At 62.1% G+C, this 26,600-nt stretch carries 27 protein-coding genes; 4 read left to right on the forward strand and 23 right to left on the reverse strand.

All coding sequences use genetic code 11. The annotated features are described in order from the left end of the window. Positions 1 to 63 precede the first annotated feature (63 nt). From fleQ to ACO6VM_RS09430, 21 genes are all read right to left on the reverse strand, one after another. Positions 64 to 1,539 (reverse strand): transcriptional regulator FleQ, encoded by a 1,476-nt coding sequence (fleQ, locus tag ACO6VM_RS09330; RefSeq protein ID WP_125859531.1) that lies wholly within the window; start codon positions 1,537 to 1,539, stop codon positions 64 to 66. A gap of 166 nt (positions 1,540 to 1,705) precedes the next feature. After that, positions 1,706 to 2,002 carry a flagellar protein FliT gene (locus ACO6VM_RS09335; protein ID WP_401056418.1) on the reverse strand — a complete coding sequence of 99 codons (297 nt, stop codon included), beginning with the start codon at positions 2,000 to 2,002 and terminating at the stop codon, positions 1,706 to 1,708. Between the two features lie 19 nt (positions 2,003 to 2,021). Continuing rightward, positions 2,022 to 2,423 (reverse strand): flagellar export chaperone FliS, encoded by a 402-nt coding sequence (gene fliS / locus ACO6VM_RS09340; protein ID WP_401056420.1) that lies wholly within the window; start codon positions 2,421 to 2,423, stop codon positions 2,022 to 2,024. 128 nt (positions 2,424 to 2,551) lie between these two features. Continuing rightward, on the reverse strand, positions 2,552 to 3,940 hold the full coding sequence (fliD, locus tag ACO6VM_RS09345) for a flagellar filament capping protein FliD (protein WP_401056422.1): 1,389 nt from the start codon (positions 3,938 to 3,940) through the stop codon (positions 2,552 to 2,554). An 83-nt stretch (positions 3,941 to 4,023) separates the two neighbouring features. Continuing rightward, the gene (locus tag ACO6VM_RS09350) at positions 4,024 to 4,377 is read right to left on the reverse strand and encodes a flagellar protein FlaG (RefSeq protein ID WP_153787294.1); all 354 of its coding nucleotides are present in this window, start codon (positions 4,375 to 4,377) and stop codon (positions 4,024 to 4,026) included. Positions 4,378 to 4,452: 75 nt separating this feature from the next. Further along, complete coding sequence (locus ACO6VM_RS09355) at positions 4,453 to 5,865, reverse strand: flagellin (RefSeq protein WP_401056424.1); 1,413 nt, start codon at positions 5,863 to 5,865, stop codon at positions 4,453 to 4,455. Positions 5,866 to 6,109: 244 nt separating this feature from the next. Next, a complete protein-coding gene (locus ACO6VM_RS09360) occupies positions 6,110 to 7,039 on the reverse strand; it encodes a ketoacyl-ACP synthase III (RefSeq protein WP_390967262.1) in 930 nt (309 codons plus the stop codon). A gap of 269 nt (positions 7,040 to 7,308) precedes the next feature. Continuing rightward, entirely contained in the window at positions 7,309 to 8,874 is a 1,566-nt protein-coding gene (locus ACO6VM_RS09365) for a flagellar hook-associated protein 3 (RefSeq protein WP_401056426.1), read from the reverse strand. Between the two features lie 12 nt (positions 8,875 to 8,886). Then, the gene (gene flgK, locus ACO6VM_RS09370; protein WP_401056428.1) at positions 8,887 to 10,926 is read right to left on the reverse strand and encodes a flagellar hook-associated protein FlgK; all 2,040 of its coding nucleotides are present in this window, start codon (positions 10,924 to 10,926) and stop codon (positions 8,887 to 8,889) included. 10 nt (positions 10,927 to 10,936) lie between these two features. Then, complete coding sequence (gene flgJ / locus ACO6VM_RS09375; RefSeq protein ID WP_401056430.1) at positions 10,937 to 12,112, reverse strand: flagellar assembly peptidoglycan hydrolase FlgJ; 1,176 nt, start codon at positions 12,110 to 12,112, stop codon at positions 10,937 to 10,939. 11 nt (positions 12,113 to 12,123) lie between these two features. After that, positions 12,124 to 13,233, reverse strand: a complete 1,110-nt coding sequence (locus ACO6VM_RS09380) for a flagellar basal body P-ring protein FlgI (RefSeq protein WP_110991963.1) — start codon at positions 13,231 to 13,233, stop codon at positions 12,124 to 12,126. Between the two features lie 12 nt (positions 13,234 to 13,245). Next, positions 13,246 to 13,941, reverse strand: a complete 696-nt coding sequence (gene flgH / locus ACO6VM_RS09385) for a flagellar basal body L-ring protein FlgH (RefSeq protein ID WP_401056432.1) — start codon at positions 13,939 to 13,941, stop codon at positions 13,246 to 13,248. 79 nt (positions 13,942 to 14,020) lie between these two features. Next, a complete protein-coding gene (gene flgG, locus ACO6VM_RS09390) occupies positions 14,021 to 14,806 on the reverse strand; it encodes a flagellar basal-body rod protein FlgG (RefSeq protein ID WP_347148343.1) in 786 nt (261 codons plus the stop codon). 48 nt (positions 14,807 to 14,854) lie between these two features. Beyond that, the gene (gene flgF / locus ACO6VM_RS09395) at positions 14,855 to 15,595 is read right to left on the reverse strand and encodes a flagellar basal-body rod protein FlgF (protein ID WP_401056434.1); all 741 of its coding nucleotides are present in this window, start codon (positions 15,593 to 15,595) and stop codon (positions 14,855 to 14,857) included. A 162-nt stretch (positions 15,596 to 15,757) separates the two neighbouring features. Next, positions 15,758 to 15,952, reverse strand: coding sequence for a hypothetical protein (locus ACO6VM_RS09400; protein ID WP_401056436.1), 195 nt, complete (start codon positions 15,950 to 15,952; stop codon positions 15,758 to 15,760). A 64-nt stretch (positions 15,953 to 16,016) separates the two neighbouring features. After that, positions 16,017 to 17,339, reverse strand: coding sequence for a flagellar hook protein FlgE (gene flgE / locus ACO6VM_RS09405; RefSeq protein ID WP_401056438.1), 1,323 nt, complete (start codon positions 17,337 to 17,339; stop codon positions 16,017 to 16,019). 30 nt (positions 17,340 to 17,369) lie between these two features. Then, a complete protein-coding gene (gene flgD / locus ACO6VM_RS09410; protein ID WP_401056439.1) occupies positions 17,370 to 18,068 on the reverse strand; it encodes a flagellar hook assembly protein FlgD in 699 nt (232 codons plus the stop codon). A 13-nt stretch (positions 18,069 to 18,081) separates the two neighbouring features. After that, on the reverse strand, positions 18,082 to 18,525 hold the full coding sequence (gene flgC, locus ACO6VM_RS09415; protein ID WP_401056441.1) for a flagellar basal body rod protein FlgC: 444 nt from the start codon (positions 18,523 to 18,525) through the stop codon (positions 18,082 to 18,084). 2 nt (positions 18,526 to 18,527) lie between these two features. Then, positions 18,528 to 18,935 carry a flagellar basal body rod protein FlgB gene (gene flgB / locus ACO6VM_RS09420; RefSeq protein WP_125464992.1) on the reverse strand — a complete coding sequence of 136 codons (408 nt, stop codon included), beginning with the start codon at positions 18,933 to 18,935 and terminating at the stop codon, positions 18,528 to 18,530. A gap of 271 nt (positions 18,936 to 19,206) precedes the next feature. Further along, positions 19,207 to 20,034 carry a protein-glutamate O-methyltransferase CheR gene (gene cheR / locus ACO6VM_RS09425; RefSeq protein ID WP_347148335.1) on the reverse strand — a complete coding sequence of 276 codons (828 nt, stop codon included), beginning with the start codon at positions 20,032 to 20,034 and terminating at the stop codon, positions 19,207 to 19,209. Positions 20,035 to 20,085: 51 nt separating this feature from the next. Beyond that, positions 20,086 to 21,015 carry a chemotaxis protein CheV gene (locus ACO6VM_RS09430; RefSeq protein ID WP_153787307.1) on the reverse strand — a complete coding sequence of 310 codons (930 nt, stop codon included), beginning with the start codon at positions 21,013 to 21,015 and terminating at the stop codon, positions 20,086 to 20,088. Between the two features lie 63 nt (positions 21,016 to 21,078). Here ACO6VM_RS09430 and flgA point away from each other — a divergent pair, with 63 nt between their 5' ends. The 4 genes from flgA to ACO6VM_RS09450 all read left to right on the forward strand — a co-directional run bounded on the left by flgA (position 21,079) and on the right by ACO6VM_RS09450 (position 23,658). Further along, complete coding sequence (flgA, locus tag ACO6VM_RS09435; RefSeq protein ID WP_347148333.1) at positions 21,079 to 21,828, forward strand: flagellar basal body P-ring formation chaperone FlgA; 750 nt, start codon at positions 21,079 to 21,081, stop codon at positions 21,826 to 21,828. A gap of 178 nt (positions 21,829 to 22,006) precedes the next feature. Further along, positions 22,007 to 22,318: a flagellar biosynthesis anti-sigma factor FlgM gene (gene flgM, locus ACO6VM_RS09440; protein WP_110991894.1), complete on the forward strand. Its 312-nt coding sequence runs from the start codon at positions 22,007 to 22,009 to the stop codon at positions 22,316 to 22,318. Between the two features lie 47 nt (positions 22,319 to 22,365). Next, positions 22,366 to 22,833 carry a flagellar protein FlgN gene (locus tag ACO6VM_RS09445; RefSeq protein ID WP_347148332.1) on the forward strand — a complete coding sequence of 156 codons (468 nt, stop codon included), beginning with the start codon at positions 22,366 to 22,368 and terminating at the stop codon, positions 22,831 to 22,833. A gap of 81 nt (positions 22,834 to 22,914) precedes the next feature. Then, entirely contained in the window at positions 22,915 to 23,658 is a 744-nt protein-coding gene (locus ACO6VM_RS09450) for a flagellar brake protein (RefSeq protein WP_401056444.1), read from the forward strand. 90 nt (positions 23,659 to 23,748) lie between these two features. Here the strand turns inward: ACO6VM_RS09450 and ACO6VM_RS09455 are convergent, their stop codons facing one another. Then, entirely contained in the window at positions 23,749 to 25,092 is a 1,344-nt protein-coding gene (locus tag ACO6VM_RS09455; protein WP_125464998.1) for an MFS transporter, read from the reverse strand. Between the two features lie 129 nt (positions 25,093 to 25,221). Then, positions 25,222 to 26,463, reverse strand: a complete 1,242-nt coding sequence (locus ACO6VM_RS09460; protein ID WP_401056776.1) for a glutamine synthetase family protein — start codon at positions 26,461 to 26,463, stop codon at positions 25,222 to 25,224. Positions 26,464 to 26,600: the final 137 nt, after the last annotated feature.

Genomic DNA, 26,600 nt, shown 5'->3' on the forward strand with positions numbered 1-26,600 from the left:
TGCATCAATCCCGTGAGAGCGGGCTTGCCCGCGAAGAGGCCGGTCCAGGCGCAAGACCGGGCGTCAATCCTCCGCCTGGTCCTCGCCGCCCTGGCGGCTCATGCCGTACTTGCGCATTTTCTCGACCAGGGTGGTACGACGAATACGCAAACGTTCAGCCGCACGCGCAACGATACCGTTGGCATCGTCCAGCGCCTGCTGGATCAGACCCTGCTCCAGGCTGCCAAGGTAGTCCTTGAGGTCCAGCCCTTCTGGCGGCAGCATGGCGTGGTTGGCGAAGTTCGGCGTATGGCCGTTGATGGCCACGCGCTCTTCGAGGTCGCTGCGCAGGCTGTCCACCAACTGCTCGTCTTCGTCGTCGACATAGCGGAACTTCTTGGGCAGCTCCGACACGCCGATCACCCCATACGGATGCATGATCGCCATGCGCTCCACCAGGTTGGCCAGCTCGCGCACGTTGCCCGGCCAGCCATGTCGGCACAGCGACATGATCGAGGCGGAGTTGAAACGGATCGAACCGCGCTTCTCGTGCTCCATGCGCGAGATCAGCTCGTTCATCAGCAACGGAATATCTTCGACGCGCTCACGCAGCGGAGCCATCTCGATGGGGAACACGTTGAGGCGGTAGTACAGGTCCTCGCGGAAGGTCCCGTCCTCGATCATGTTCTCGAGATTCTTGTGGGTTGCGGCAATGATGCGCACATCGATGCTTTGCGTCTTGTTGCTGCCCACGCGCTCGAAGGTGCGCTCCTGCAGTACCCGCAACAGCTTGACCTGCATGGGCAGCGGCATGTCGCCGATTTCGTCGAGGAACAGCGTACCGCCGTTGGCCAGTTCGAAACGCCCGGCACGGCTGGTGATGGCCCCGGTGAAGGCGCCCTTCTCGTGGCCGAACAGTTCGCTTTCGAGCAGCTCTGCCGGAATCGCCCCGCAGTTGACCGGCACGAAGGGTGCCTCACGGCGCTTGGAGTGGTAGTGCAGGTTGCGCGCCACCACCTCCTTGCCGGTGCCGGACTCGCCGAGGATCAGCACGCTGGCGTCGGTGTCGGCCACCTGCTGCATCATCTGCCGCACATGCTGGATGGCACGGCTGGTGCCTACCAGGCTGCGGAACAGGTTGGGCTCGCGCTGGCGGCCGCGCTCACGGGCCTGGTCGTACATCTCGCGGTACACCTGGGCGCGGTGCAGCGAATCGAGCACCTGGCTGTAGCTCGGCGGCATCTCGAGGTTGGACAGCACGCGACGGCGCAGCTCTTCGGGGAACTCGGCAGAAGAAATATCGCCCAGCAACAGCACCGGAAGGAACTCATCCCACGCTGCCACTGTCTTAAGGAGCCCCAGCACACTGGCCGGTGCCTTCACTGCCCCGATCAGCACGCACAGCACTTCGCGGCTGGAGGCAAGAGACTCGACCGTCTGCTGCCAGTCATCACTGGAGCACGGGAGGTTTTCTTCGCCGAGAAAGTTCAGGACCACCGCCAGATCGCGGCGGCGAGCGCTATCGTCATCGATCAGGAGAATCTTGGTTTCACGCCACATGCAATAGCAACTTCCCTAGTCATATCGGCGCCCGGCGGGCGTGCGCGACATCATCCCGACTGAATGGTCAGTGTTCGGACGTCTGAATTTCGAAAACAGCCACTAGTTAAGTCAAAAAGGCCTGCATAGTCAAATTTATGGCGCCTTTTCCCCAGTTCGGTGCATCTTAACTGAACAAATGGTAAACCTTCGACGCATTCTTTGCTTGATTGATCTGCGTCATTTCATCGGCGATGGCCTGCCGCTCGCCCATTGTAACGTCGAGCAGTTCGCGGTAGACGTGCAGCAAGTCTTCAAGACGCGCCTTGACCACCGCTTCGTCGAGCTCCGGCGCCTTGAGCATCTCGTCGATAAGGCCCCGGCAGCTCTCGTCGAGCCGGCCGATCGCGCCCCAGTCCCGCGCCCCCAGGGCTGAGAGCAGAGCCTCACGGGTTTCGTCGAATCGTTGCAGCTCGCTGTTCACCTTGCTCTCCTCCACCGGCTCACTCGGCCTGCTGTGCGTCGGCAATGGCATCCCAACCACTCTTGACGGTGATCAGCAGTTGCGCAACTTCGTCGATGATCGCCGGATCGTTGTCGATGTTGGCCTGCATCAAGCGGTTGGTCATGTAAGCGTACAGGCTGGAAAGCTGCTCGATGTAGGCCGGGTCGTGGCTCTTCTGCGCATCCAGGCCGTCGCTCAGGCCGATGATGATGTCGATCGCCTTGCCCAGCATCAAGCCTTTCTCGGCGATGTCGCCACGGGCCAGTGCGCCCTTGGCCTGAGCCATGCGATCGAGCCCACCTTCCATCAGCATCTGCACCAGGCGATGGGGTGTGGCTTCGGAAATCTGGGCATGGGAATTGACCTTCTGGTACTGACGAAGGGCTCTCATGGGATTCATCTTGCGACCTCGTAACGGGCAAAAAACTTAAGGTTCGATAGTCCCTGTATCGGGCCGGATGGTCAAAACTTTACCGGCCGGTGCAAAAAGGCCGGGCATCAGGCCCGGCCATTCGCATCAATCACTGATTACTTGTCGCTCTTGGCGTTGTTCAGGGCGTTGAGCGTGCCCAGCACGTTGTTCTGCTGCTGGCGCAACTGGGTGACCAGGGTGTCCATGTTGTTGTACTTGTCCTGCAGGCTCTTTTGCAAGGCCTCCATGCGCGTGTCCAAGGTGTCTTGTTCGGACTTGAGCTTGGTCAGGCTTTCGGTCAGGGTCTTGCTGCGCTCGGCCAGGGTGCCGGTGGCGGCCTTGGCGTAGGGCTCGGTGACACTCTGCAGGCGCGCAATCAAGCCATCCTTGCCGTTGAAGATGCTGGTAAGGTCAGCGGCGTTGGTGGCAGCGGCTTTATCCCACTTCTTGTCGTCCAGGCTCAGCGCACCGCCGTCCTGGGCGGTCGTGACGCCAAACGCAGCAAGCGACTTCAGGGTGCCGTTGCCGGACAGTGCATTCATTTCTTCGCGGATGGAGGTCATCAGCGCACGCATGGATGCATCACCGGTAAGGGCTGCCGCAGTCACGGTGCCGTCGGCATTCTTGGTGACCCTGGTCTCCGCGTTGACCACTTTGATCAATGCGTTGTAGGTGTCGATGAAGCCCTTGAGACCCGACTTCAACGCAATCGAACTGGTAGTCAGGGAAAGCGTCGTTACCACAGGGTCGGTAGTGCCGGTCGCGTTAGGCGAAACACCCACCAACTTGATGTTCAGGCCACTCACCGCATCGGTGATGTCATTGCTCTTGGACTTCATGGCAATGCCATCGAGCTTGTATTCGGCGTTCTTGGGCTTATCGACCTCGGTATACCCGAGGTCGACACCCGAGTTCCCGCCCAGGGTGATCTCGGAGCCCTCGCCCATCTTGGTGGACGTAATGACCAGGCGCGAACCCGCGGCATCGGTCAGGATGTTGGCACTGAAGCCCGCCGTGCCGTACTGGCTGTTGATGTTCTCACGCACATCTTGCAGCGTGGCCCCCGGGGGAATGCTCACGTCGTGAGCCTTGCCGTTCTGGGTGATGGTCAACTTGGTGGTACTGGTCGTGGCGTTGACCACGCTGGTCGCGCCACCGGCGTACACCTTGGTGGAGACCTTGGAAGCCGACGCCAGCTGGGTCACCACCAGGTTGAAGGAGCCGTTGGCTGCGCCCGCCCCTGCGGTGATGGTCGCAACCTTTTCATCCGAGGACTTCAAGCTCAGGCCACCGAAGCTGTTGCCAGTGGTCATGCTGGTCAAGGCGCCACGGAAGGCGTCCAGCGCCGCCTGGATCTTGCCGATAGAGGACAACGTGGTGGTTGCCTTCAGTGTCTGGGTATTGATCTGTGTCTGCTTCGGCGCCTTTTGCGCGTCCACCAGAGACTTCACAATCGCCTGGGTATCGATGCCCGATCCGATACCGCTGACTGTTGTACCTGCCATCATTGCTCTCCTTGTTCAGTAGCTGCCGGATCCTTGGCGGATAAATCCATCAAATGACCGACAGCAACAAAAATCATGCCAGCCTATGCCTTGCCGTCGAACAGCAGGCTGCCAGCTTCGCTGAGGCTTTGTGCCAGCTTCAGCGCGGTTTCCGACGGGAGCTGGCGGATCACGTCACCGGACTCGGTGGCGATGACCTTGACCACTACCTGGCCGGTTGAATCATCAATGGAGAAGTCCAGCTTGCGCTGGCTCGACTGGACGAAATCGCGGATATCGCCCACCGCTTTCTCCAGGTCCTCGCGGGTGTGCGGCTTGTCTTCAGAAGGCGCAGCCTCCTGCACCTTGACAGGCGCCACCACCGGGTCCTTGGCCGTCGCTGCTGCCTGGGGCGGCATCGAAGGGTACATCTGGTTCAACTTGACACTCATGTCCATGCTTCGAACTCCTCATGTCAAAAAGGTGAAAGGGCACGTAAACGCGCCCTTCCACCTCTTACTCAGGCGCCTGAATTACTGGAGCAGTTTCAGGACCGAGGATGGCAGCTGGTTAGCCTGCGACAGGATCGCAGTCGAAGCCTGCTGCAGGGTCTGCTGCTTGGTCAGCTCTGCAGTTTCCGAAGCGAAGTCCACGTCCTGCACGGTGGAACGGGCAGCGGTGGAGTTCTTCTGGATGTTCTGCAGGTTGTCGACGGTGGTGGTCAGACGGTTCTGGGTAGCACCCAGGCCCGAACGGACGCTGTCGATCGAACCGATGGCCTTGTCGATAACGGCCAGGGCGTTCTGGGCCTTGGTGGCGTCGGTGACGTCGGTTTGCGAGATGGTGGTCTTGGCCGAGGTAACGGTTGCAGCACCGAACAGAGCAGTAGCGCCGCCCAGCGAGAAGCCTTTGGCCGAGTCCAGCGAAACCTGACCGGTGACGACGATGGCAGCAGCACCCAGAGCAGCGCCAGTAGCGAAGTTGCCGGAGCCGTCTTTGGCAGCGATCGAGATGTTGGCCTGGGCGTTGGCGTCCGCACCCGAGAAGCTGATGTTCTCACCGGTGTCCGACTTGATGCTCAGGGTTTTCTTGACTTCGTCGTAGTTGACGCTGATACCCAGCTTGGCAGCGTTGGATTTCAGCTGGTCGGCCAGGCCGGCCTTGTCAGTCACGCCTACGAAGTCAACAGTGCCGCTGGAACCTACAGACAGCTTGAAGTTGGCCGGAGTAGCGCCGGTTACGTCCAGTTGCAGTTCGGTGCTGGCGGATGCGGTCAGACCACCGATCGAGCCGTTCAGATCGCTGGCGATCTGCTTGGCGGAGGCACCAGCAGCGTAGGCGACAGTGGCGGTTTGGCCGTTGCCGGTAACGGAGAGGCTGCCAGCAGCCAGGCCGCTCGCGCTCGGGGCGATGGCGGTGGACTTGACCTGCTGCGAACCGATGTTGCTGGCAGCAACGTTTTCCAGGCTCAGGTTGATGGTTTCGTTGGCGTTGGCGCCGACCTGGATGGCCTTGGTGCCGTACGAACCGTCCAGCAGCTTCTGGCCACCGAAGGTGGTGGTAGCGGAGATACGGTTCAGCTCGGAAGTCAGAGCCTGGTATTCGTCGTTGTTCGACTTACGGTCGTCGGCGCTCAGGGAGCCAGTAGCCGAGGACAGAGCCAGGGTACGCATTTTTTGCAGGATGTCGGTCGAAGCCTGCATTGCGCCTTCGGCGGTCTGGGCGATCGAGATACCGTCGTTGGCGTTCTTAACTGCCTGGCCCAGGCCGTTGATCTGGCTGGTCAGACGGTTGGCGATCTGCAGGCCGGCAGCGTCGTCTTTGGCGCTGTTGATGCGCAGGCCGGAAGACAGGCGCTGCATCGAAGTGGTCTGGGCGGTGCTGGCCTTGTTCAGGTTAACCTGAGTAGTAACCGAAGCAATGTTGGTGTTTACAGTTAAAGCCATGACGAAATCCTCGTTGGATGGGTACTGCGGCTTCCGGCCCTGGCATCCGCCGGGTATGGCCTAGAGAACCTTCGTAATGTTTATCGTCGTTTGCGGGGGTTGCTTGAGGGCATTTGCAAAAAAAAAATGCCATCACGCTGCCACCCCCACGAAATCAGGGGGTTATGGCTTTTCTGCACTTACTCGAAGGCAAAAAAAAGCGCCTGGCGGAATACGCCAGGCGCTTTTTTTTGACCGTGCCGGATCAGCCGCGATAGAGAATCGCCGAGCCCCACGACAGGCCCACGCCAAAGCCACTGATGGCCACGCGCTTCCAACTGCTGTCGAGCATGTGCTTCTGCAGCAACAGCGGCACGCTGGAGGACACTGTATTGCCGGTTTCGAGCATGTCCTTGACGAACTTCTCCGGGTGCTGCTCTTCAAAGCGTCGCGCCACCGCATCGACGATCGCCGCACTGCCCTGATGGATGCAGAAGGCATCGATATCGGCCGACTGCAGGCCACTGGCATCGAGCAGCTCATGCAGGTGCGCCGGCACCTTGACCAGGGCGAAGTTGAACACCTGACGGCCGTTCATGAAGAAATTGCCGTTGGTGACCTTCAGGTGCTCGGCACCGGAACCGTCGGTACCAAAACGCGCCTCGCCCAGTTGCCATACCGCGTCCTCGCCCATCCAGGTGGCGGTGGCGGCATCGCCGAACAGCATGGTGGTGTTGCGGTCTTCCGGATCGACGATCTTCGAATACGGGTCGGCGGTGATCAGCAGGCCGTTCTTCAGCCCCGCCGCCTGCATGAAGCCCTTGATCGCGTACAGGCCATAGACGTAGCCGGAGCAGCCCAGCGAAACGTCGAACGCCGCCACCCGGGTGGACAGGCCCAGCTTGTGCTGGACGATTGCCGCGGTGTGCGGCAGCCCTTCTTCGTCACCGTTCTGGGTGACCACGATCAACACATCGATCGACTGCGGATCGAGCTCGGGGTTGCTGGCGAACAAGGCACGGGCGGCCTCGACGCACAGATCGGAGGTTTCTTGCTCTTCGGCCTTGCGCGGCAGGAACGACGCGCCGATCTTGCCGAACATGAACTCTTCGTCCTTGCCGAACTTCGCACCCTGGACGTAGTTGTCCAGGCCAGCGGTGGGCACGTAACTCGCGATGCTTTTGATGCCAATCATTCTGGCTTCCCAATGAAAACAGGCAAAGACCGCCACTCGGTGAATTGAGGGCGCCCACTACCGGATCCGTGACATGCCGACATCGGGCAGGTCACTGGCGAACCGGTAACAAATTGCTGCAGCAGCTGCCGCATAGAATACAGGGAAGATGCGCGATTTGACTCATTGGTCACACTCATTTATTGCCAACTGCCGCTCAGCGTCGTGCGCCAGGCACAAAAAAGCCCCGGCAGCGCGAGGCTGGCCGGGGCTTTTGGGCACCCGCTCAGTTACATCTGGTTGAACAGGCTCAGCTTGGAGATCTGCGTGAAGCTCAGCTGCGAAGCCTGCAGCATGGCTTGATGCAGCGCCAGCATGATCGACGCGTCGGCCATGTCGGTGTTGCCGATGGCATCCTGGGTGACCTTGTTGGCGGTGGTCAGGCTGGTGTTTTCCTGGCGCTGGATATCGAGCGAGTTGCCACGCGCACCGATGGAGCCCCGGGTGATATCGACCTGCTCGCGGGCACTGGCCAGGTTGGCGACCGCCGAAGCGATGGAGTTCTTCAGCGCGATGTTCCCCGCATCACCTGTGCCTGGTGCATCCAGGGCCGTGCGCAGCTGGCTGATGGTCTCCAGCACGCTCTGGTTCTGGTGAGTGTTGGCATTGACCGCGAACTGGTCACCCGTCTGCGGCACACCGGCCACCTGGTAGGTAACACCCGCCACGGTCAGTGACGGCGCGGTGAAGGTACCGCTGGCCACTACCTTGCTGTCGGCGGTCAGGGGCTGCGCGTAGAGCTCGTAAGTGTTGGCGCCGGTAAACTTGATGACCGCACCGCTGTCAGGGAAGGTGCTGCGGTAGACCGCCTGGTCGGTTACAGCACCGCCGGTGACCTGCGCACCCGAGGGGTTGCCGGCGCCACGAACGGTGGTCAGCGTGTCGGGACGCGCCTGCAGGCTGAACTCATGGCCGGCGACGACAGCGTCTGGATCGTCATCACCCTCCTTGAGCGACAAGGTGATCTCGAACTCGACGCCGCGAAACGCGATGCGGTTGCCGCCTTCGGCCTTGCTGTCGTAGGTGCCGTTGGTCGGGGTCTCGGCGGTGATGTCATTGCCCAGGGCATCGGTGACGCTGTACTGGGTGGCACTGGTAAAGGTGACCTTGTACGGCTGGCCGGCACTGAAGTTGCTGTTGTAGGCGCTGCTCGAAGTCAGCAGGCCCGGCGAAACGGATACACGGCCATCGTCGACCGTCGGCGCCACCAGGGCGGACTCGGTACGGCTCTTGTTCTTGGCCGAATCGAAGACGCTGAAACCGGTGTCGTTGGTCGCCAGTTTCAGGGTGTCGGACACCTGCAGGCTCAGCTGGGTCTGATCGCCCTGGTAGCTGTAACTGCCGTCGGCGTTACGCACGTAGGGTGGCGACGAAGTCTTGGTGCCACCGAACATGTAGTCGCCATTGGCATCGCGCGAGTTGAGCAGGCCGAAGATGTTCGCCTCGATCTCCTTGAGCTCGCTGCTGATGGAGGTGCGGTCGGCCGCACTGACCCCGGCGCCGCCCGCCCGGATCGCCAGGTCGCTGGCGCGCTGCATGGCGTCGTTGATGGTCGCCAACACGCTCTCTTCCTGCAGCAGCGAGTTGTTCACCGTGGTCATGTTGCTGTCGTATTGCTTGAGCAGGGCCTGTTGCTGCTGCAGCAGCAGCAGGCGTGCGGCGCCGACCGGGTCGTCACCAGCGGACTGGATGCGCACGCCGGTGTCGATCTGCTGCTTGACCTTCATCAGGTTGGCAAAGTTGCTGGTGTAGCTGGTAGCGCTCGACTCATAGAACTGAGCGGTGGAAATACGCACGATGGCTACTCCTTACAATGCGTTGATCAGGGTGGCGAAGGTTTCCTGCGCCGCCTTGATGATCTGTGAAGATGCGGTGTAGTAATGCTGGAACTTGATCAGGTTGGCCGCCTCATCGTCCAGGTTGACACCGGAAACCCCATTGCGGGCCTCCTTGGCCGAGTCGTACACGGCCTTGGTCGCCGTGGTATCGATACTGGCCTGGTTGGCCTTGGCGCCGACCCGCTCCACCATCGAGGCATAGGCCGAGGTGAAGCTGCTGCCACCGCCGGAATTGACACCGACCGTGGATTTGGTCTGCAGGTCGAGCAACGACTGGGCGTTGCGGTTATCGGACTTGCCGTCGACGTTGAAGCCGAAGGTGAAAGTGTCATCTTCCGCCGGGCTGCCGCCTACCGAGGTTTCCATGCTGAAGGTACGCGGGTTGCCACTACCATCGAGAATCGGCGCACCGGCAGCATTGAGCATCGGCACGTTGATCGTCAGCTTGTTCTCCTGCCCCGGCACGATAGTGCCGCTGCCAATGAGGCCACCCTTGGCGTCGAACAGGCTATAGCCCTGGGTGCCACCACTGGCAGCATCGAACACCATGCGCACCGGCATCGAATGCTTGATCGAGTCCTGGATCAGCGCGGTGCCGGCACCGCCGTAAATATCCAGCTCCGCACCCAGTTTCGGTTGGGTGATGGTGCCGGTACCGTCGTTGCCGCTGCCGACCGTGCCATTGATCGGCCCGGCGAACGCCAGCTTGTTGGCATCGGTGAGGGTGGTGCTGATCGAGCCCGCCGCCGCGCGGGTGGGGATCACCTTGAAACTGTCGCCCGCCGCCAGGCCACCACCATTGAGCTTCAGGGTGAAACCGTCGATCACCGGTGGTGGCGTGTCGGTCAGGTCGAAGCTGCCCATGTCAGTGCCGTCGGAACGGCGCACGCTGTATCCGGTGGCACTGCTGAAGGTGACCTGATAGTCATGAGTGGTCAGCAGGCTGCTGTCAGCGATGGTCACGTCAAGGTTGCCGGAGCCGGCGCTGTTGCCAGTGGCACCCAGGCTGCGCTGGCTGATTGCCGCGGCGCTGTTGATGCTGGAGAACAGCGAGCTGCCGAACTGGCCGTTGGCATCCAGGCCCTGCCCCAGCTGGCTGTTAATGCTGTCAGCGACCACCAGGGCCACACGACCCAGCTCGTTCATCGACGGGGTGAGCACATCCTGACGATAGCGCAGCAAGCCGCCGATCTGCCCGCCGGTGATCACCGAGGTGACATCGGAGGAGAAGGTCGGGTAGTTGACCTGCAGGCTGTACTGGCTCTTGTCGGCCGCGCTCGGCCCGGCGGTCAGGGTGTTGGCGCGGTTGCCGGTGACCAGCGACTGGCCGGTACCCAGGTACACGTCGTAGTTGCCATCACGCTCCTGCACGGTGACACCCACCAGCTCGTTGAGCTGGCGCACGGCCTCGCTGCGCGCATCCAGCAGGGTGTTCGGCGTAGCGCCGGACGCCGACAGCTGCGTGATCTGCTTGTTGAGGTCGGCGATGCTCGAGCTCAGCTTGTTCACCTGGCCGGCGAGCGTGCCGAGCTGGCTGTTGATGCTCTCGTTCTGCTTGTTCATCTCGTTGGAGATGGAATTGAAACGATTACTCAGCGTCTGTGCCTGAGTCAGCAACAGCTGGCGGGACGCCACATCGCTGGGTTTGGCCGCGGCGGTCTGCAGGGCCGAGAAGAATGCCGTCAGCACCGAGCTGATACCGGTGCTGCTGTCGCCCAGCAATTTGTCGACACTGCCGATCTGATCGAGGTAGGTGGCCGCATCGGTGCTCAGCGAGGTCGCGGTGCGCAGCTGGTTGTCCAGGTAGGCGTTGTAGACCCGGCGCACATCCGCAAGCTGAGTACCGGTACCGATGAAACCCGAGCCGATATTGTGCGCAGGCCCCGAGACCTGAAGGGTCTGCTGGCGCGAGTAGCCGGAGGTCGCAGCGTTGGCGATGTTGTTACTGGTGACCGACAGCGCCGCCTGGCTGGCACTCAGGCCGGACAGCCCGATCGAGATCAGAGACATGGTTCAATCCTTATAGATTCGTGGTAGTGCCAGCCATGGCGTATTGCTGGGTGGGCTGCAGTTGCCGGGCGATGCTGATGATCTTGCGGGCATAGTCCGGGTCGGTTGCGTAACCGGCCTTCTGCAGCTCTCTTGCAAACTGTTCTGGGTTATCGGCTGCTCCGACCGCATCTTTATAGCGACTGTTGTTCTGCAACAGGCTGACCAAGTCGTGGAAACTGTCCTGGTACGAGTCGTACGAGCGGAATGCCGCAGTCTCCTTGACGAACTGACCGCCACGGAACTCGCTGGTGATCGCCCGCGCCTCGCCACCCTGCCAGTTGCCGGTGGCCTTGATGCCGAACAGGTTGTGGCTGCTGCTGCCGTCAGGGTTGCGCATGACCGACTTGCCCCAACCGGTTTCCAGCGCCGCCTGGGCCACCAGGTAACGCGGATCGATACCAATGCGCTTGGCCGCCTGCTCGGCCATCGGCAGCATGGTGTTGACGAAGGCATCGCTGTTGCCGAAGGCCTTGTTGGGCGCCAACGGCGGCTGGGCCACCGCACGCCCGACGATACGCATGCCCTCGGCGGGCGCGGCAAAGGTCCGCGCCGGCTGCCATTCGCCGCGGGCGACACCGGCCAGCGACGGCGCAGGCTGGGCCGCATCGCCAGCGGCCGCGGAAGGCACGATACCGGCCAGCAGGCGGTCGGTGAGCTTGACCGGCAAGGCCAGGCGCCGCGAATTGAGGGCCGCCACATCGTTGCGCCCCGCAGCAGGCTGCTCAACGCGCGCCGGTTCCGCCGCCCGGCTGCCCCAGAGCGCCGGGGCCGGCCCATCACCACGCGGGAATGGGCTGTTGTTGACCGTGCTGGCCTTGCGTTTGCTCAGTTGGCGCACCAGCACATCCTGCAGGCCGATGCCGCCCCCCTCGCGGGACATGCTCACGGCCAACTGCTGGTCGTACATGTCACGGTATTGCTTGGTGGTATTGCTGTTCATCGGGTTTTCTTCATCGGCCAGCACGTCGCTGGCCTTGCGCGAAGCCTTGAGCATCTCGCTGATGAACAGCGACTCGAACTCCTGGGCCACCTTGCGGATGTTGCCCTCACTGTCGCGGTCGCCGTGTTTGAGTGAACTCAAGCGATTGAGGTCGGTGTAGGCGCCACTGTCGACATGACCGGAAACCAGGCTTTTCGGATTCATCCCAGTCGTCCTCAGATCACGATCAGGTCGGCCTGCAACGCGCCGGCCTGTTTCAGGGCTTCAAGGATGGCCATCAGGTCGCTTGGGGCTGCGCCGACCTGGTTCACCGCACGGACGATTTCATCCAGCGTGGTGCCCGGACCGAACTTGAACATCGGCTTGGCTTCCTGCTGGGCATTGACCCGAGAGCGCGGCACGACGGCCGTCTCGCCATTGGAGAACGGCCCCGGCTGGCTGACGATCGGGTCTTCGGTGATGGTCACGGTCAGGCTGCCGTGAGTAACCGCCGCCGGCGACACCTTGACGTTCTGGCCAATCACGATAGTGCCGGTACGCGAGTTGATGATGACCTTGGCCACGGCCTGGCCTGGGTCGATCTCGAGGTTTTCCAGGATCGACAGGTAGTCGACACGCTGGCTCGGATCCATCGGCGCGGTCACCCGCACCGATCCACCATCCAGGGCCTGGGCCACCCCTGGGCCGAGCAGTTCGTTGACCTTGTCGACGATGCGCTTGGCGGTGGTGAAGTCGGGCCGGTTGAGGTTCAGCGTCAGGCTGTTGCCCTGGTTGAAACCGCTCGGCACTGCACGCTCGACGCTCGCACCGCCCGGAATGCGGCCAGCCGACGGGACGTTGACGGTGATCTTCGAGCCATCGCGACCTTCGGCGTCGAAACCACCGACCACCAGGTTGCCCTGGGCGATGGCGTAGACGTTGCCGTCGATACCCTTGAGCGGGGTCATCAGCAGGCTGCCGCCACGCAGGCTCTTGGAGTTACCGATCGACGACACAGTGATGTCGACCACCTGGCCGGGCTTGGCGAAGGCCGGCAGGTCGGCATGCACCGACACCGCGGCAACGTTTTTCAACTGCACGTTGCCCGAACCCGGCGGCACCTTGATGCCGAACTGCGACAACATGTTGTTGAAGGTCTGCAGGGTGAACGGGGTCTGGGTGGTCTGGTCGCCCGTACCGTTGAGCCCCACCACCAGACCGTAGCCGATCAGCTGGTTGGCACGCACGCCGGAAATACTGGCGATGTCCTTCAAGCGCTCGGCGTGGGCGCCGAACGCACAGGACAGAAGAAGTGTCGCGGCAATCAACCGCCTAGCGTTGAACATGGTCATCCGTACTCAGAAGGGCCAGAGCGGGCTGATGAAGAAACGGTCCAGCCAACCGGGCTGGCTGGCATCGGCGAACGAGCCGGTGCCGGAATAGGTGATGCGCGCGTCGGCCACGCGAGTGGACGGCACGGTGTTGTCCGTGGCGATGTCATCGGCACGCACCAGGCCAGCAATGCGCACCAGCTCTTCACCGGTGTTCAGGGTCATCCACTTTTCGCCACGCACGGCGATGATGCCGTTGGGCAGCACTTCGGCGACGGTGACGGTGATCGAACCGGTCAGGGTGTTGCCCTGGGTCGCCTTGCTGTCGCCTTTGGTGGTGCGGTCACCGCTGTAACCAGCCTCGAGGGTGAGGTCGCCGTTGCCGAGCGGGTTGTTGGTATTCGGGATGGTGCCGAACAACGAGGTCAGGCCGATATCGGCCTTGCTGTTCTTCTGGATCTGCGAGCCGGCGTTCTTGCTCGCCGAGGTGCGCTCGTTGAGGGTGATGGTGATGATGTCACCAACCCGGAACGCCTTGCGATCGGTATACAGGCCCTGCTCGAAACCGGCCTGGTAGATCGAGCCATTGTTGGCCGCTGCCGGCAACGGGGTGCGCGGCAACACCGGCGCATAGTACGGGTCGTTTGGCTTGGGCGTCGGCGCGACGCAACCGGCCAGCAACACCGCCCCCCCCAGGGCGAAAACGGACAACAGACGATTCATGTCACTTACCTCATGGTGTAACGGCCGCGGCAACAGCCAGCGGATGTTCAAACGGCCCGCATCGGCGGGCCGTCATGGCTTACAGCTGCTGGGTGACGAACGACAGCATCTGGTCGGCAGTGGAGATAACCTTGGAGTTCATTTCGTAGGCCCGCTGGGTGGTGATCATGTTCACCAGCTCTTCGACGGTACTGACGTTGGAGTTTTCCAAGGTCTGTTGCTGGGTGGTGCCGAAACCGTTCAGGCCCGGGGTGCCGATCTGCGGCGCGCCGCTGGCGGCGGTCTCGAGGAACAGGTTGCCGCCGATCGCCTGCAGGCCGGCCGGGTTGATGAAGTCGGCGGTCTGGATGTTGCCGATGACCTGCACGGCCGGGTTCCCGGCGGTGGTGATCGACACGGTGCCATCCCGGCCGACGGTGAAGGTCTGGGCGTCCGGCGGCACGACGATGGCCGGTTCCAGGGCGAAACCGCTGGCGGTGACGATCTGGCCGTCGGAGTTCAGGTGGAAGGTGCCGTCACGGGTGTACGACACGGTGCCATCAGGCTGCAGGATCTGGAAGAAACCACGGCCATCGACCGCCATGTCCAGCGGGTTCTCGGTGGTTTGCAGGCTGCCGGCGGTGAAGCTCTTCTGGGTGCCGACGATGCGCACACCGGTACCGACCTGCAGGCCCGAAGGCAGTTCGCTGTCCTGGGTGGACTGCGCGCCAGGCTGGCGCTTGATCTGGTACAGCAGGTCCTGGAACTCGGCGCGGTCGCGCTTGAAGCCCGTGGTCGAGACGTTGGCCAGGTTGTTGGAAATGACCGTGAGGTTGGTGTCCTGGGCGGACAGGCCGGTTTTAGCGACCCAAAGAGCCGGAAGCATCTAGTGTTCTCCTCGTGCGCCTGTTTTACGGCACCCGTTCAAATGTGATTAGCCGATTTGCAAAACCCGAGCCATGGCTTCGTCGCCTTCCTTGGCCGCGTTCATCATCTTGACGTGCAGTTCGAACTGCCGGGACAGCGCCAGCACCGAGGTCATTTCCTCGACCGCATTGACGTTGCTCGACTCAAGGAAACCCGAGACCACGCGGACATTGACGTCGGCATTGGCGGGCTGGCCGCTGGTGGTGTGGATCATGCCGTCGAGCCCCTTGGTCAGGCCCTTGATGTCTGGGTTGACCAGCTTGATCCGATCGACCTGGGCCAACGCGCGCGGGTCTTCACCCATGGCGCGGATGCTGATGGTGCCATCCTCGCCGACCTCGACCTTCTGCTCAGGCGGGACAGCAATCGGGCCGCCGTTGCCGATCACCGGCATGCCGTTGCCGGCGCGCAGCATACCGAGGGCGTCAATGTTCAGGCTCCCGGTACGCACGTAGGCCTCGCTGCCATCCGGAGCCTGCACGGCGATGAAGCCCTGGCCACTGACAGCCACGTCCAGATCGCGCCCGGTCTCTACCAGGGCACCACCGGTGAAGTCGGTGGCCGGCCGCTCACTCATGGCGAAGGCACGCGCCGGAAAGCTGTCACCAAACACCGGCATGGAACGCGCCTGCTCCAGGTCACGCTGGAAACCATTGGTGGAAACGTTCGCCAGGTTGTTGGCATGGGCCTTCTGCGCCAGCGCGTTCTGGCTGGCACCGGTCATGGCCACATAAAGCATCTTGTCCACAGCATCTCCTCTGCGCGAACCTTGCCGCGCTGTCGTTGGCAAGGCTTAAGCAATTATCGAACCACACTGGCAAAGCCTTTCAATACGGGGCTTTCAAGGCCACGCAGGCCTGCCGAGCGTCAGTTTGTCGGCGAATGTTTGCCGCTGGCGGCAAGCGCCGAATCAGTCATTGCGGCATGCCCCATTGCTGTATGGCCCCGAGTGCAGCTTCCAGCCATCACCCGGGTTGGTTGCCGAACACAGGTAGCGCCCGGTAGCCAGGCTTTGCCACTGGTACCAGGGCGCTGGCGCAGCCTGCAGCGAGGACGCAACCAGCAGCACAACCAGCAACCCCGCAATCCTCGACACTGTGCTCATGGCATCACCCTCCGCCAGATGTGAAAAAGCCCCTGCAAGCAGGGGCTTTGCCCAACCACGATCATCAGGTCATCTGGATGATGGTCTGCATGATGGTGCTTTCAGTGGAAATGGTCTTGGCGTTGGCCTGGTAGTTGCTCTGCGCCTTGATCAGGTTGACCAACTCGCCAGTCAGGTCGACGTTGGAGTCTTCCAGGGAGCTGCCAGCAATGCGGCCCAGGGTGCCGGTATCCGGCTCGCCGATGATCGGCACGCCCGAAGCGTAGGACTCTTTCCAGGCCGTGCCGCCCACCGGGGTCAGACCTTGCAGGTTGGCGAAGTTGGCGATCGCCACCTGGCCGATGATCTTGTCCTGGCCGTTGGTGAAGTTGGCGAACATGTTGCCGCTCTGGTCGACGGTCAAGCCGGCGAGTTCACCGGTGGCATAGCCGTCCTGGCTCTTGGCGGTGGTGGCCGACGCCGAGTTGTACTGGGTAGTAGCCAGCATATCGAGGGTAACGCCACCCGGGCGCGCGGTGGCGCCGTTGGCAACCCAGGCGCCCGCCGCAGTCTTCTCGGCCGGCACCCAGCCGGTGAGCTGGAAGGTCTTGTCGGCACTAATGGTCAGGCCGCCGGCTACCGGACCTGCCGTCATGCCTGCGGTATTCAAGGTACCGTCGGTATTGAACGGCAGCTTGTTGACCAGCGGCGTGGTCAAGGTCGGGTCGGCCGGGTTGCGACCGTCGACGGTGGTGTACATGGTCCAGGAGTTGGTGCCGGCATCCTTGACGAAGTACTGGTTGAGCTGGTGCGCGTTGCCCTGGCTGTCATAGACATCGGTGTTGAAGGTGTAGTTGTAGCTGTTGACGTTGGCCGGATCGAACACCGCCACGCTCGGCGCGGTGGCGCTGGAGTTGAGGTTGACGGTCTCGGAGACACGGCCGGTCGGGTTGGGCTTGAGGTTCGAAGTGTCGATCTTCAGATCGGTCAGCACGCCCTTGACGACCTTGCCGTTGGCGTCCACCGCATAACCCTGCAGGTTGGCACCGCTGGAGTTGACGACGTAGCCGTCCTTGTCGCTGTAGAAGGCGCCGGCACGGGTATAGATGCGCGAACCGTTGTCGCTCAGAGCGAAGAAACCGTTACCGTCGATGGCCATGTCCAGCGCCTGGCCGGTGCCATTGATGTTGCCCGGGTTGAACATCTGCGAAACGGCCATGGTTTTCACGCCGCTGCCGACCTGGGTCTTGCCGCCGGAGGTACCGCGGATCGACTGCGAATACTGGTCGGCGAACTCGGCGCGCGACGATTTGAAACCGGTGGTGGCCACGTTGGCAATGTTGTTGCCGGTAACGTTCAGAGCCTTGTTCGCCGCGTAGAGACCGCTCAGGCCGATATTGAAAGACATTGACTCGCTCCTTGTGCCGATTCTGCGGCGTTAGATTCCGATGCTGGTGACTTTGGAGATGCCGATTTTGCCGATGCCGGCCAGGTCGAGCATCATCTCGCTGCCGTTCTGGAAGCTGACACTGTTGACCCTTGCCGGGAGCAAGGTGGACAGCGTCTTGGCCTTGCCCTCGACCGTGGTCTCAGCCGTGAAGGTGTAGGTGCCTGGGGCGACTTTCTCGCCCTTTTCATTGGTGCCATCCCAGATGAAGTCGGCGGTACCGGCCTTTTGCGCACCCAGCTGGATGGTCTTGACGACGTTACCGTCCTTGTCCTTGATGCTGACCTTGCCATCGCTGATGCTCTGCGGCACCACGACCTGGCCATTGAAGCTGGCAGTGGTGTCCACCACGGCCTTGTCGGTCTGCACGATCACCGAGCGGCCGACCAGAGAGGTGGCCTGCAGCGCCTGGGACGAGCCAATGCCGGTCAGGATCCCGTTGACCGAATCGTTCAGCGACTGGATACCTTCCAGGCTGCTGAACTGCGCCAGCTGCGCGACGAACTCACCGTTCTCCTGCGGATCGAGCGGGTTCTGGTTTTTCATCTGCGTGACCAGCAGCTGCAGGAACGCATCCTTGCCCAGCGCACTGCCGGCCTGACCGGTGGTACTGCTGTTCTTGCTGTCGGTCTTCTGCAACGATTTCAGGTAGGAACTACCGACATCGTTACTGGTATTGGTTGTGGTCATGGCGGCTCCGTGCTTACTGACCCAGGGTCAGCACTTTCTGCATCATGTTCTTGGCGGTGTTCATCAGCTCGGCGTTGGTCTGGAACGCGCGGCTGGCGGAGATCATGTCGGCCATCTCCTCGACCACGTTCACATTCGGGTAGTAGACGTAGCCGTCCTTGTTGGCCGCCGGATGGTTCGGCTCGTAGCGCGCCTCGAGGTTGCTCTGGTCCTCGATGATGCCCTTGACCTGCACGCCCTGCCCGGCCTCGCCCTGCTCTTCGAACAGCGACTGGCCGACGCCGGCCTGCGCGTTCTGGAAGGTAGTGGCGAACACCGGGTGGCGTGCACGGTAGGTCTGGTCGATGCTCGAGGAGACGGTCTCGGCGTTGGCGATGTTCGAGGCAACGGTGTTCAGGCGCGTGTTCTGCGCGCTCATGCCGCTACCGGCGATATTGAAGACACTGGCAAGGGACATGGTCACTCTCCGCGCAGGGCCGATACCAGCCCTTTGAATTTACTGTTGAGCAACGTGAAGCTGGCCTGGAAGCCGATCGCGTTCTCTGTGTAGTTCGATTGCTCGATCTGGGCATCGACGGTGTTCTGGTCGATCGACGGCTGCATCGGGGTACGGTACTGCAGGGTGTCGTCGGCCATTGCCAACCCTTCAGCCTCGATATGCCGATTGTTGGTGCGGTCCAGGGCGATGCGCCCTTTCTGCTGCTTGTCGGCCTCGGCGGCGAGCACCGACGAGAAGTCCATGTCACGCGCCTTGTAGTTCGGCGTATCGGCGTTGGCGATGTTGTTGGCCAGCACTTCGGCACGCTGGGCGCGGAAGCCCAATGCCTTTTCGTGTATGCCAAGCGCCTTGTCGAAGCTGATGCTCATATCAGGGAAACCTTCATAGGTGACCAGAATTTCGTTGGCTAAGCTTTAGCAAGGGCTATGCCAGCTTTGCAAAGCCCCGCATTCACTGGCCCCCGGGGCTTTTCGGCCTGCCGCCATTGCCAGAAAAGCGGCAAATCGCTTCCGCCGCGCAGCAGGCAAGCGGCAATTGCCACCCGGCAAAAGCGGCAAACCAAAAAATTGACGTCATTTGCCACGCCCATGAAAAAGGCCGGTGTCTCACGACACCGGCCTTCGCTTGCAGCCTCAGGCGTTACTTGGCCTGATAGATGATGCCCGGGCTGCACTGGACCATCTGATAGTGGTCCGGCAAACCGTTGAGCGCCTCGGATGCGCCAAGGAACAGATAGCCACCGGGCTTCAGCGTGCCATGGATACGCAACAGAATGTCCTTCTTGACCTGGGCCGAGAAGTAGATCAGCACGTTGCGGCAGAACACGATGTCGAACTTGCCCAAGGGCGCATAGCTGTCCAGCAGGTTGTACGAGCGGAACTCGACGCGGCTGCGGATCGGCGCCTTGACCGCCCAGCGCCCCGGCCCCTTGGGGTCGAAGTAGCGCTGCAGGCGCTCCTGCGACAGGCCGCGAGCAATGGCCAGGCTGTCGTATTCGCCGGTCTTGCAGTTGGTGAGCATCGAGCCGGACAGGTCAGTCGCAACGATCTGCGCGCCCATCTTCAGCTGGCCAAGGTTGCCGCGCTCGAACTCGTCGATGGCCATGGAGATGGAGTACGGCTCCTGCCCCGACGAGCAGGCCGCCGACCAGATGCGCAGGCGCTGGCCCGGGTTACCCTTGATGAACTCGGGGATGACCTTGTTCTTGAGCACCTCGAAGGGGTAGGTATCACGAAACCACAGGGTTTCGTTGGTGGTCATGGCATCGACCACCTGCTCACGCAAACCACCCCGCGGCTGTGCCTGGATACGCTGCACCAGCTCGCCCAACGACTTGATGCCCTGCTGCTCCATCAGCTTGTTGAGACGGCTGGAGACCAGGTACTGCTTATTCTCGCCCAGCAGGATGCCACAGGCTTTCTCCAGGAAGACCCGGAACTGTTCGAAATCCAAATTACCCGTAGACAATGGTGCCGCCTCTTTCTAAATCGCTAGCGCCGGGGACTGGCCCCGGCCGTTTCAATGCGTTGCCTTGATCCGGTCGACTACCCGCTGGGCAAGGTCGTCCGGCTTGAACTTGGCCAGGAAATCATCGGCCCCGACCTTCTTGACCATGGCCTGGTTGAAGACCCCGGACAGCGAAGTATGCAGGACGATGTGCAGCTTTTGCATGCGCGGGTCGCTGCGGATCTCGGCCGTGAGGGTGTAGCCGTCCATTTCCGGCATCTCGATATCCGAGATCATCATGAGGAATTCCTCCTCCGGCCGCTTGCCTTCATCGACCAGCTTGCGCAGGTAATCCAGCGCCTGACGACCATCGTTGAGCGCCACCACCTCGACACCGACAGTCTGCAGACAGCGGCTGACCTGCTTGCGTGCCACCGACGAATCATCGACGGTCAGCACCCGCAGCAGCACGGCCTTGTCCTGCACCTCGGCATCGATCACACCCTCGGACACCGACTCGGACGACGGCGCCACTTCCGCCAGCACCTTTTCAACATCGATGATCTCGACCATGCGATTGTCGACCCGGGTGACCGCGGTCAGGTAGTGATCGCGCCCGGTCCCCTTGGGTGGCGGATGGATCTCTTCCCAGTTCATGTTGACGATGCGCTCGACCGAGTGCACCAAAAAACCCTGGGTCTTGGTGTTGTACTCGGTGATGATCACAAAGCTGTTACGCGTGTCTTCCTTCAACCCCGGCAAGCCCGTCGCCATCGACAGGTCCAGGATCGGAATGGTCGCCCCGCGAATGTTGGCCACCCCACGCACTACCGAATGCGACTTGGGCAGCACCGTCAGATCCGGGCACTGCAACACCTCCCGGACCTTGAACACATTGATGCCGTAGAGCTGGTCGCCATTGAGGCGAAACAACAACAGCTCCAGGCGATTCTGCCCCACCAGCTGCGTGCGCTGGTTGACCGAATCCATCACTCCAGCCATGCCGGACCCCTCCAACGATTGCCTGCATACCAAATCGGCACGGGCTTTGCTTTTTTGAGCGTCATGTATACGAAAACGACATTTTCCCGACGACTGACGCGCCTGCTGACCGGCTCGCTGGCCACCCTGTGCCTCATGGCACCCGGTGTTCGCACGCTGGCGGATGCTTTTACCTTGCCTGAACAGCTTATCGGTGTCACCCAAGGGTTTCTTGAGTTCACCGTGGAAGATTATCTGGCGACCACCCAGACCGGCGGCCGCTATGAGATCCAGGTCAACAGCCTCGACCCCCGCCTGCGCATGCCGCAATGCAGCCAGCAACTTGACGCGTCACTGGAAAGCCCGACCCCTTTAGGCCGGGTCACGGTGAAAGTGCGCTGCGACAGCGCAGCCCCATGGTCGATCTACATTCCTGCACAGGTGCGCTTACTGCGCAAAGTGATCGTGATGACCCGTCCGCTCCAGCGTGAAAGCGTGATCAGCGAGAACGACGTCGCCCTGCGCGAGCGCGATGTCGGCACGCTGAGCCGTGGCTACCTGACAGAAACGGACCAGGCTGTCGGCATGAAGCTGGTGCGCCCGACGGTGATCGACCAGGTACTGACCCAGCAACATCTGGAACAGGCGGAGGTGGTGCGCAAAGGTGATCACGTGGTGATTGTTGCGCACAGCGGCACCCTCAGTGTACGCATGCCGGGTGAGGCCTTGAGCAAAGGTGGCCTGTACGAACAGATCCGGGTGCGAAACCTCAACTCCAAGCGCGTGGTCAAGGCACGGATCACCGGCCCAGGGCAGGTCGAAGTGGCCATGTAGGCAAGATTCTCCGCAGGATGACGACAGAAGGCTGGCGGCAGGGAACCGGTCCCCCTAAACTGTGTCAGTTATCGGGTCCACGCACGCGTGCTGCCAGACAGCATTGCATTCCTGCCTAAAGTTTTTTTCGGGTTGGCCGAAAACAGGGTATGCGTACAAATACCCAGAGGTTTTGATCATGGTCATCGACTTCAGTCGTGTGAATAATTCTCCGCCCAGCACGGGTGGCGTTCGCGGCAATGCCGCGCCTGGCAACGTCGACAAAACCGACGCCAGCAGCGTAGCGCCCAGCGCCAATGCCAGCGGTGAAGCAGTACACTTCAGCCCAGAGGCCCAGCAGCTGCAGAAGATCAGCGACAGCCTGCGCGACCAGCCGACCGTCAACAGCGCCCGTGTGGCCGAGTTGAAACAAGCGATCGCGGATGGCAGCTACAAGGTCGACGCCGACCGCGTCGCCAGTAAACTGCTTGATTTCGAAGCCCAGCGCTAACCTCCAGGCGCGCTGACTTCAAGGACGCAACACGCCAAGAGTTAGCCATGCACGACATCACTCTGCTGCAACTGATCGAAAACGACATCGCGCCAACGCAGGAATTGCTCGATCTGCTCCAAAGCGAGACGGTCGCCCTGCACGGGCGCGACATGCCGCTACTGGAACAGATTCTGGCCCGTAAGCAGTCGTTGATCATCTTGCTCGAGCAGCAGGGTCGCCGACGCAGCCAGTTGCTGCGCGACATCGGCCTCAGCACCGATCGCGCAGGCGTGCAGGCCTTGGCCGCACAGTCGCCCAATGGTGAGGCCCTGCTGCAACGGCTCGATGCACTCAGCGCATTGATGGACGCCTGCCAGAAGGCCAACGAGACCAATGGCCAGGTCATCCATATACAGCAGCGCGCCACGGCCAACCAGGTCAGCATCCTCATGGGTGGCGACTCTCCCTCGCTGTACGACAGCCGTGGCACCACCTCGCCGATGGCCAAGCCCCGGGCGCTCAGCCAAGTGTGATTTTCCCTGTTCAAGGCACGGAGCATACTGGCAAAATGCCGTAACTTGCGTGTGTCGTTTTTGCCTGGAGATTGAGAACCCGTGTTCAATGAAACCGATGCCCCCCAGCCACCAAAGGTGCTCACTACCCCTTTGGAAATCGCGGCCAACCTGCGCCAGCTGCTGGAGAGCCACGACCCGCTGATCATCAGCTTCCATGAGCGCAGCCAGCGGTTCCAGAGCTATGTGGTGCACATCGACCGCGACACCGGCGTTCTGGCTCTGGATGAAATGATCCCCCGCGATGGCGAAAAGTACATCGAGAACGGCGAAGCGTTCCGCGTCGAAGGCTTCCATGACGGCGTACGCATCGCCTGGGAGTGCGACACGCCACTGACCATCACCGAGATCGACGGCCACCGCTGCTACCGCGGCCCGTTGCCCACCGAAGTCACCTACCATCAGCGCCGCAGCGCCTTCCGCGCTGCACTCAAGCTGTCGCAGCTGGTCGACATCATCCTCGACGGCACCCACTTGAAAGGTAATGGCGCACTGCGCGGCAAGCTGCTGGACATCTCTGCCACCGGCTGCAAATTGCGCTTCGAAGGCAACGTCGAGGAGCGCCTGCAACTGGGCCAGGTGTACGAACGCTTCAAGGCCGCCAACCCCCTGGGCCTGGCCGACACCATGGTCGAACTGCGCCACCTGCACTTCGAAGAGCGCATCAACACCACCTTCGCCGGCGTACGCTTCCACAACCTCAACGGCCAGGCACAGCGCAAGATCGAGAGTTTCGTGTATCAGTTGCAGCGCGAAGCACGACGCTTCGACAAAGACGACTACTGATCAACCGCCAGACATACAAACGCCACCCATAGGGTGGCGTTTTTGTTTGCAGCGCAGCGACCGACCGAAGAAAGGGTCGGCCGCCACAACCTAACTGACCGACTTGTCGACCTCGGCGCCAGGCTGCACAGACGGCTCAACGCCCTTCTCATCCGCTTCGGTATCCTCTGCCGCCACCGGCGTCTGCATCACCTCCTGCACGGTCTGCTCATCGACCCGTGGGTCAAGTGCCGCCGACAGTGGCGAACCGGCCGCCGGCATGGCCACGTGCCCCAGCGGCGCATCCTGTACCTGGTGCAGCCCGGTAACCGCCTTGGGCCGGATACGCCAGACCAGCACCAGCGCAAAGAACACGAAGAACGCATACAGCATCTGCGGGCCCAGCAGCTTCATCAGCACCCCGGCCGCCAGCGGCCCGATACAGGCACCCACGCCATAGGTCACCAGCAGCATGGCGGTCAGCGATACCCGCCGTTCGCTTTCCACATGGTCGTTGGAAAACGCCACGGCCAGCGGATACAGGCAGAACTGCAGCAGCGAGATCACGAAGCCGATACCGAACAACAGTTCCAGCGGCACACCTGGCAGGATCGCCAGGGGCGCCGAGGCCAGCGCCAGGCCGATTGCCACGCTGCGGATCAGCACCGCGCGGTCATAGCGGTCGGACAGCCAGCCCAGCGGCCACTGCACCACCAGGCCGGCCAGGATGCAGCTACCCATGAACAAACCGATCTGCTCGGTGGACATGCCCTGGCTGGTGGCATACAGCGGTGCCAGACCATAGAACGAACCGACGATCAGCCCTGAGCCCAGCACAGTGGAGAGCGATTGCGGCACCCGCTTGATGAAGAACTTCGGCTCCATCGGCGCCGGGCGCAAGGGTGCGGGGTGGATGCGCCGGGTCATGGCCACGGGCACCAGGCACAGGGCAAAGCACATGGCTACCAGCATCAGCAGCTCCGGCCCCAGCTGTGGGTGCACCACGAGAATCAGCTGGCCCAGCACCAGCCCCAGATAAGAAGCGATCATGTAGCCGCTGAACACCGCGCCACGGTGCTTGGCATCGGCCTGCTCGTTGAGCCAGCTTTCGATGACCATGTACTGGCACATCATCCCCAGGCCGACGATCATCCGCAGCCCGATCCAGGCCGGTAGCCAGCTGGTCAGGCCATGCCCGAGCACCGCCGCACAGACGATACCGGCACAGGTGGCATAGGCGCGAATATGCCCGACCCGGCCAATCAGCCGGTGGCCGACCTTGCCGCCCACCGCCAGGCCGAAATAGTTGGCCGCCATCAGCGCGCCGATCCACAGGCTGTCGACGTGATCGGCGGCGAGGCGCAAGGCCAGGTAGGTACTGAGCAGGCCCGAGCCGATCAGCATCATCAAGGCAGCGAAGTACAACGACTGAAACGGCTTCCAGATATTTCGCATACGTCCCGTGGGCTCCTGGCGCAGGTGGCGGTGGGTTGCAGGCAAGCATAAAAGCAAATCTGCCGCGACGCAGGCCCCCGCAGGCGAAAAAGATCGCCAACGGCGGGCCCGTTACAGCTTGCGTCGCGCTCAGGCCTGCGCCGCCAGCACCCGCCGCTCCCAGGGCGTGATCTCGTCGAGGAAGTCGCTCAGCTCGAGGGTCTTGGTGGCGATATAGCCTTCGATGAACTCGTTGCCGAACAGCTCATGGGCCAGCGCACTGTGCTTGAGGCGTTCCAGCGCCGCATGCAGGGTGCAGGGCAGCCTCAGGTGCTCGGGCACTTCGAATTCGCCCTGGATCGCGGGCGTGGGGGCGACCTGCTGCTCGATGCCATGCAAGCCGGCGGCAAGGCTGGCGGCAATTGCCAGGTAAGGGTTGGCGTCGGCGCCGGGCAAGCGATTTTCCACCCGCCGCGCCACTGGCGAACTGGCCGGAATGCGCAGGCCCGCGGCGCGGTTGTCGTGCGACCAGCAGGCGTTGTTCGGCGAAGCGTAGGGGTGGCACAAGCGCTGGTACGAATTGACGTTGGGCGCGAACAGCGCGGTGAAGTCGGCCAGACAGGCCTGCAGGCCACCAATGAAATGATGGAAGGTGTCGGTCGCCCTGCCCTGCTCATCGCTGAATACGTTACGACCACTGGCGATGTCCACCAGGCTCTGGTGAATGTGCATCGAACTGCCGGGCGTATGCGCCAGCGGCTTGGCCATGCACACCACGGTCAGGCCATGGCGCAGCGCCACCTCCTTGAGCAGGTGCTTGAACAGGAAGGTCTGATCGGCCAGTAGCAGCGGGTCGCCATGCAACAGGTTGATCTCGAACTGGCTGACACCCATCTCGTGCATGAAGGTGTCGCGCGGCAGGCCCAGCGCCGCCATGCACCGGTACACCTCGCTGAAGAACGGCCGCAGGCCGTTGTTGGAGCTGACGCTGAATGCCGAATGGCCCATCTCCCGGCGGCCATCCTTGCCCAGCGGCGGCTGGAACGGCTGCTGCGGGTCGCTGTTGGGGGCGAATACGAAGAATTCGAGCTCGGTCGCCACCACCGGCGCCAGGCCATGCTCGGCGTAACGGGCAATCACCGCCTTGAGCTGGCCGCGGCTGGACAGCTGCGACGGCGTGCCGTCGAGTTCGACCGCATCGCAGATGGCCAGGGCTCGAGGCTCGTCACTCCAGGGCAGGCGATGGATCTGCGCAGGGTCGGCCACCAGCGCCAGGTCGCTGTCGTCGCTGCCATAGTATTTCGCCGCCGGGTAGCCACCCATGATGCATTGCAGCAGCACCCCGCGCGCCATCTGCAGGCGTCGGCCTTCTAAGAAGCCTTCGGCGGTCATGACCTTGCCGCGAGCCACGCCGTTGAAGTCTGGGGTAACGCACTCGATCTCGTCGATGCCCTTCAGGTGCTCTGCCTGGTTGTACGGGCCTTCGGTCGTCATGACGCTGTCCTTCTTGGGGGATGGGCGGGCCGGGA

This window comes from Pseudomonas sp. GZD-209, assembly GCF_049310485.1.
Classification (GTDB): Bacteria; Pseudomonadota; Gammaproteobacteria; order Pseudomonadales; family Pseudomonadaceae; genus Aquipseudomonas; species Aquipseudomonas sichuanensis.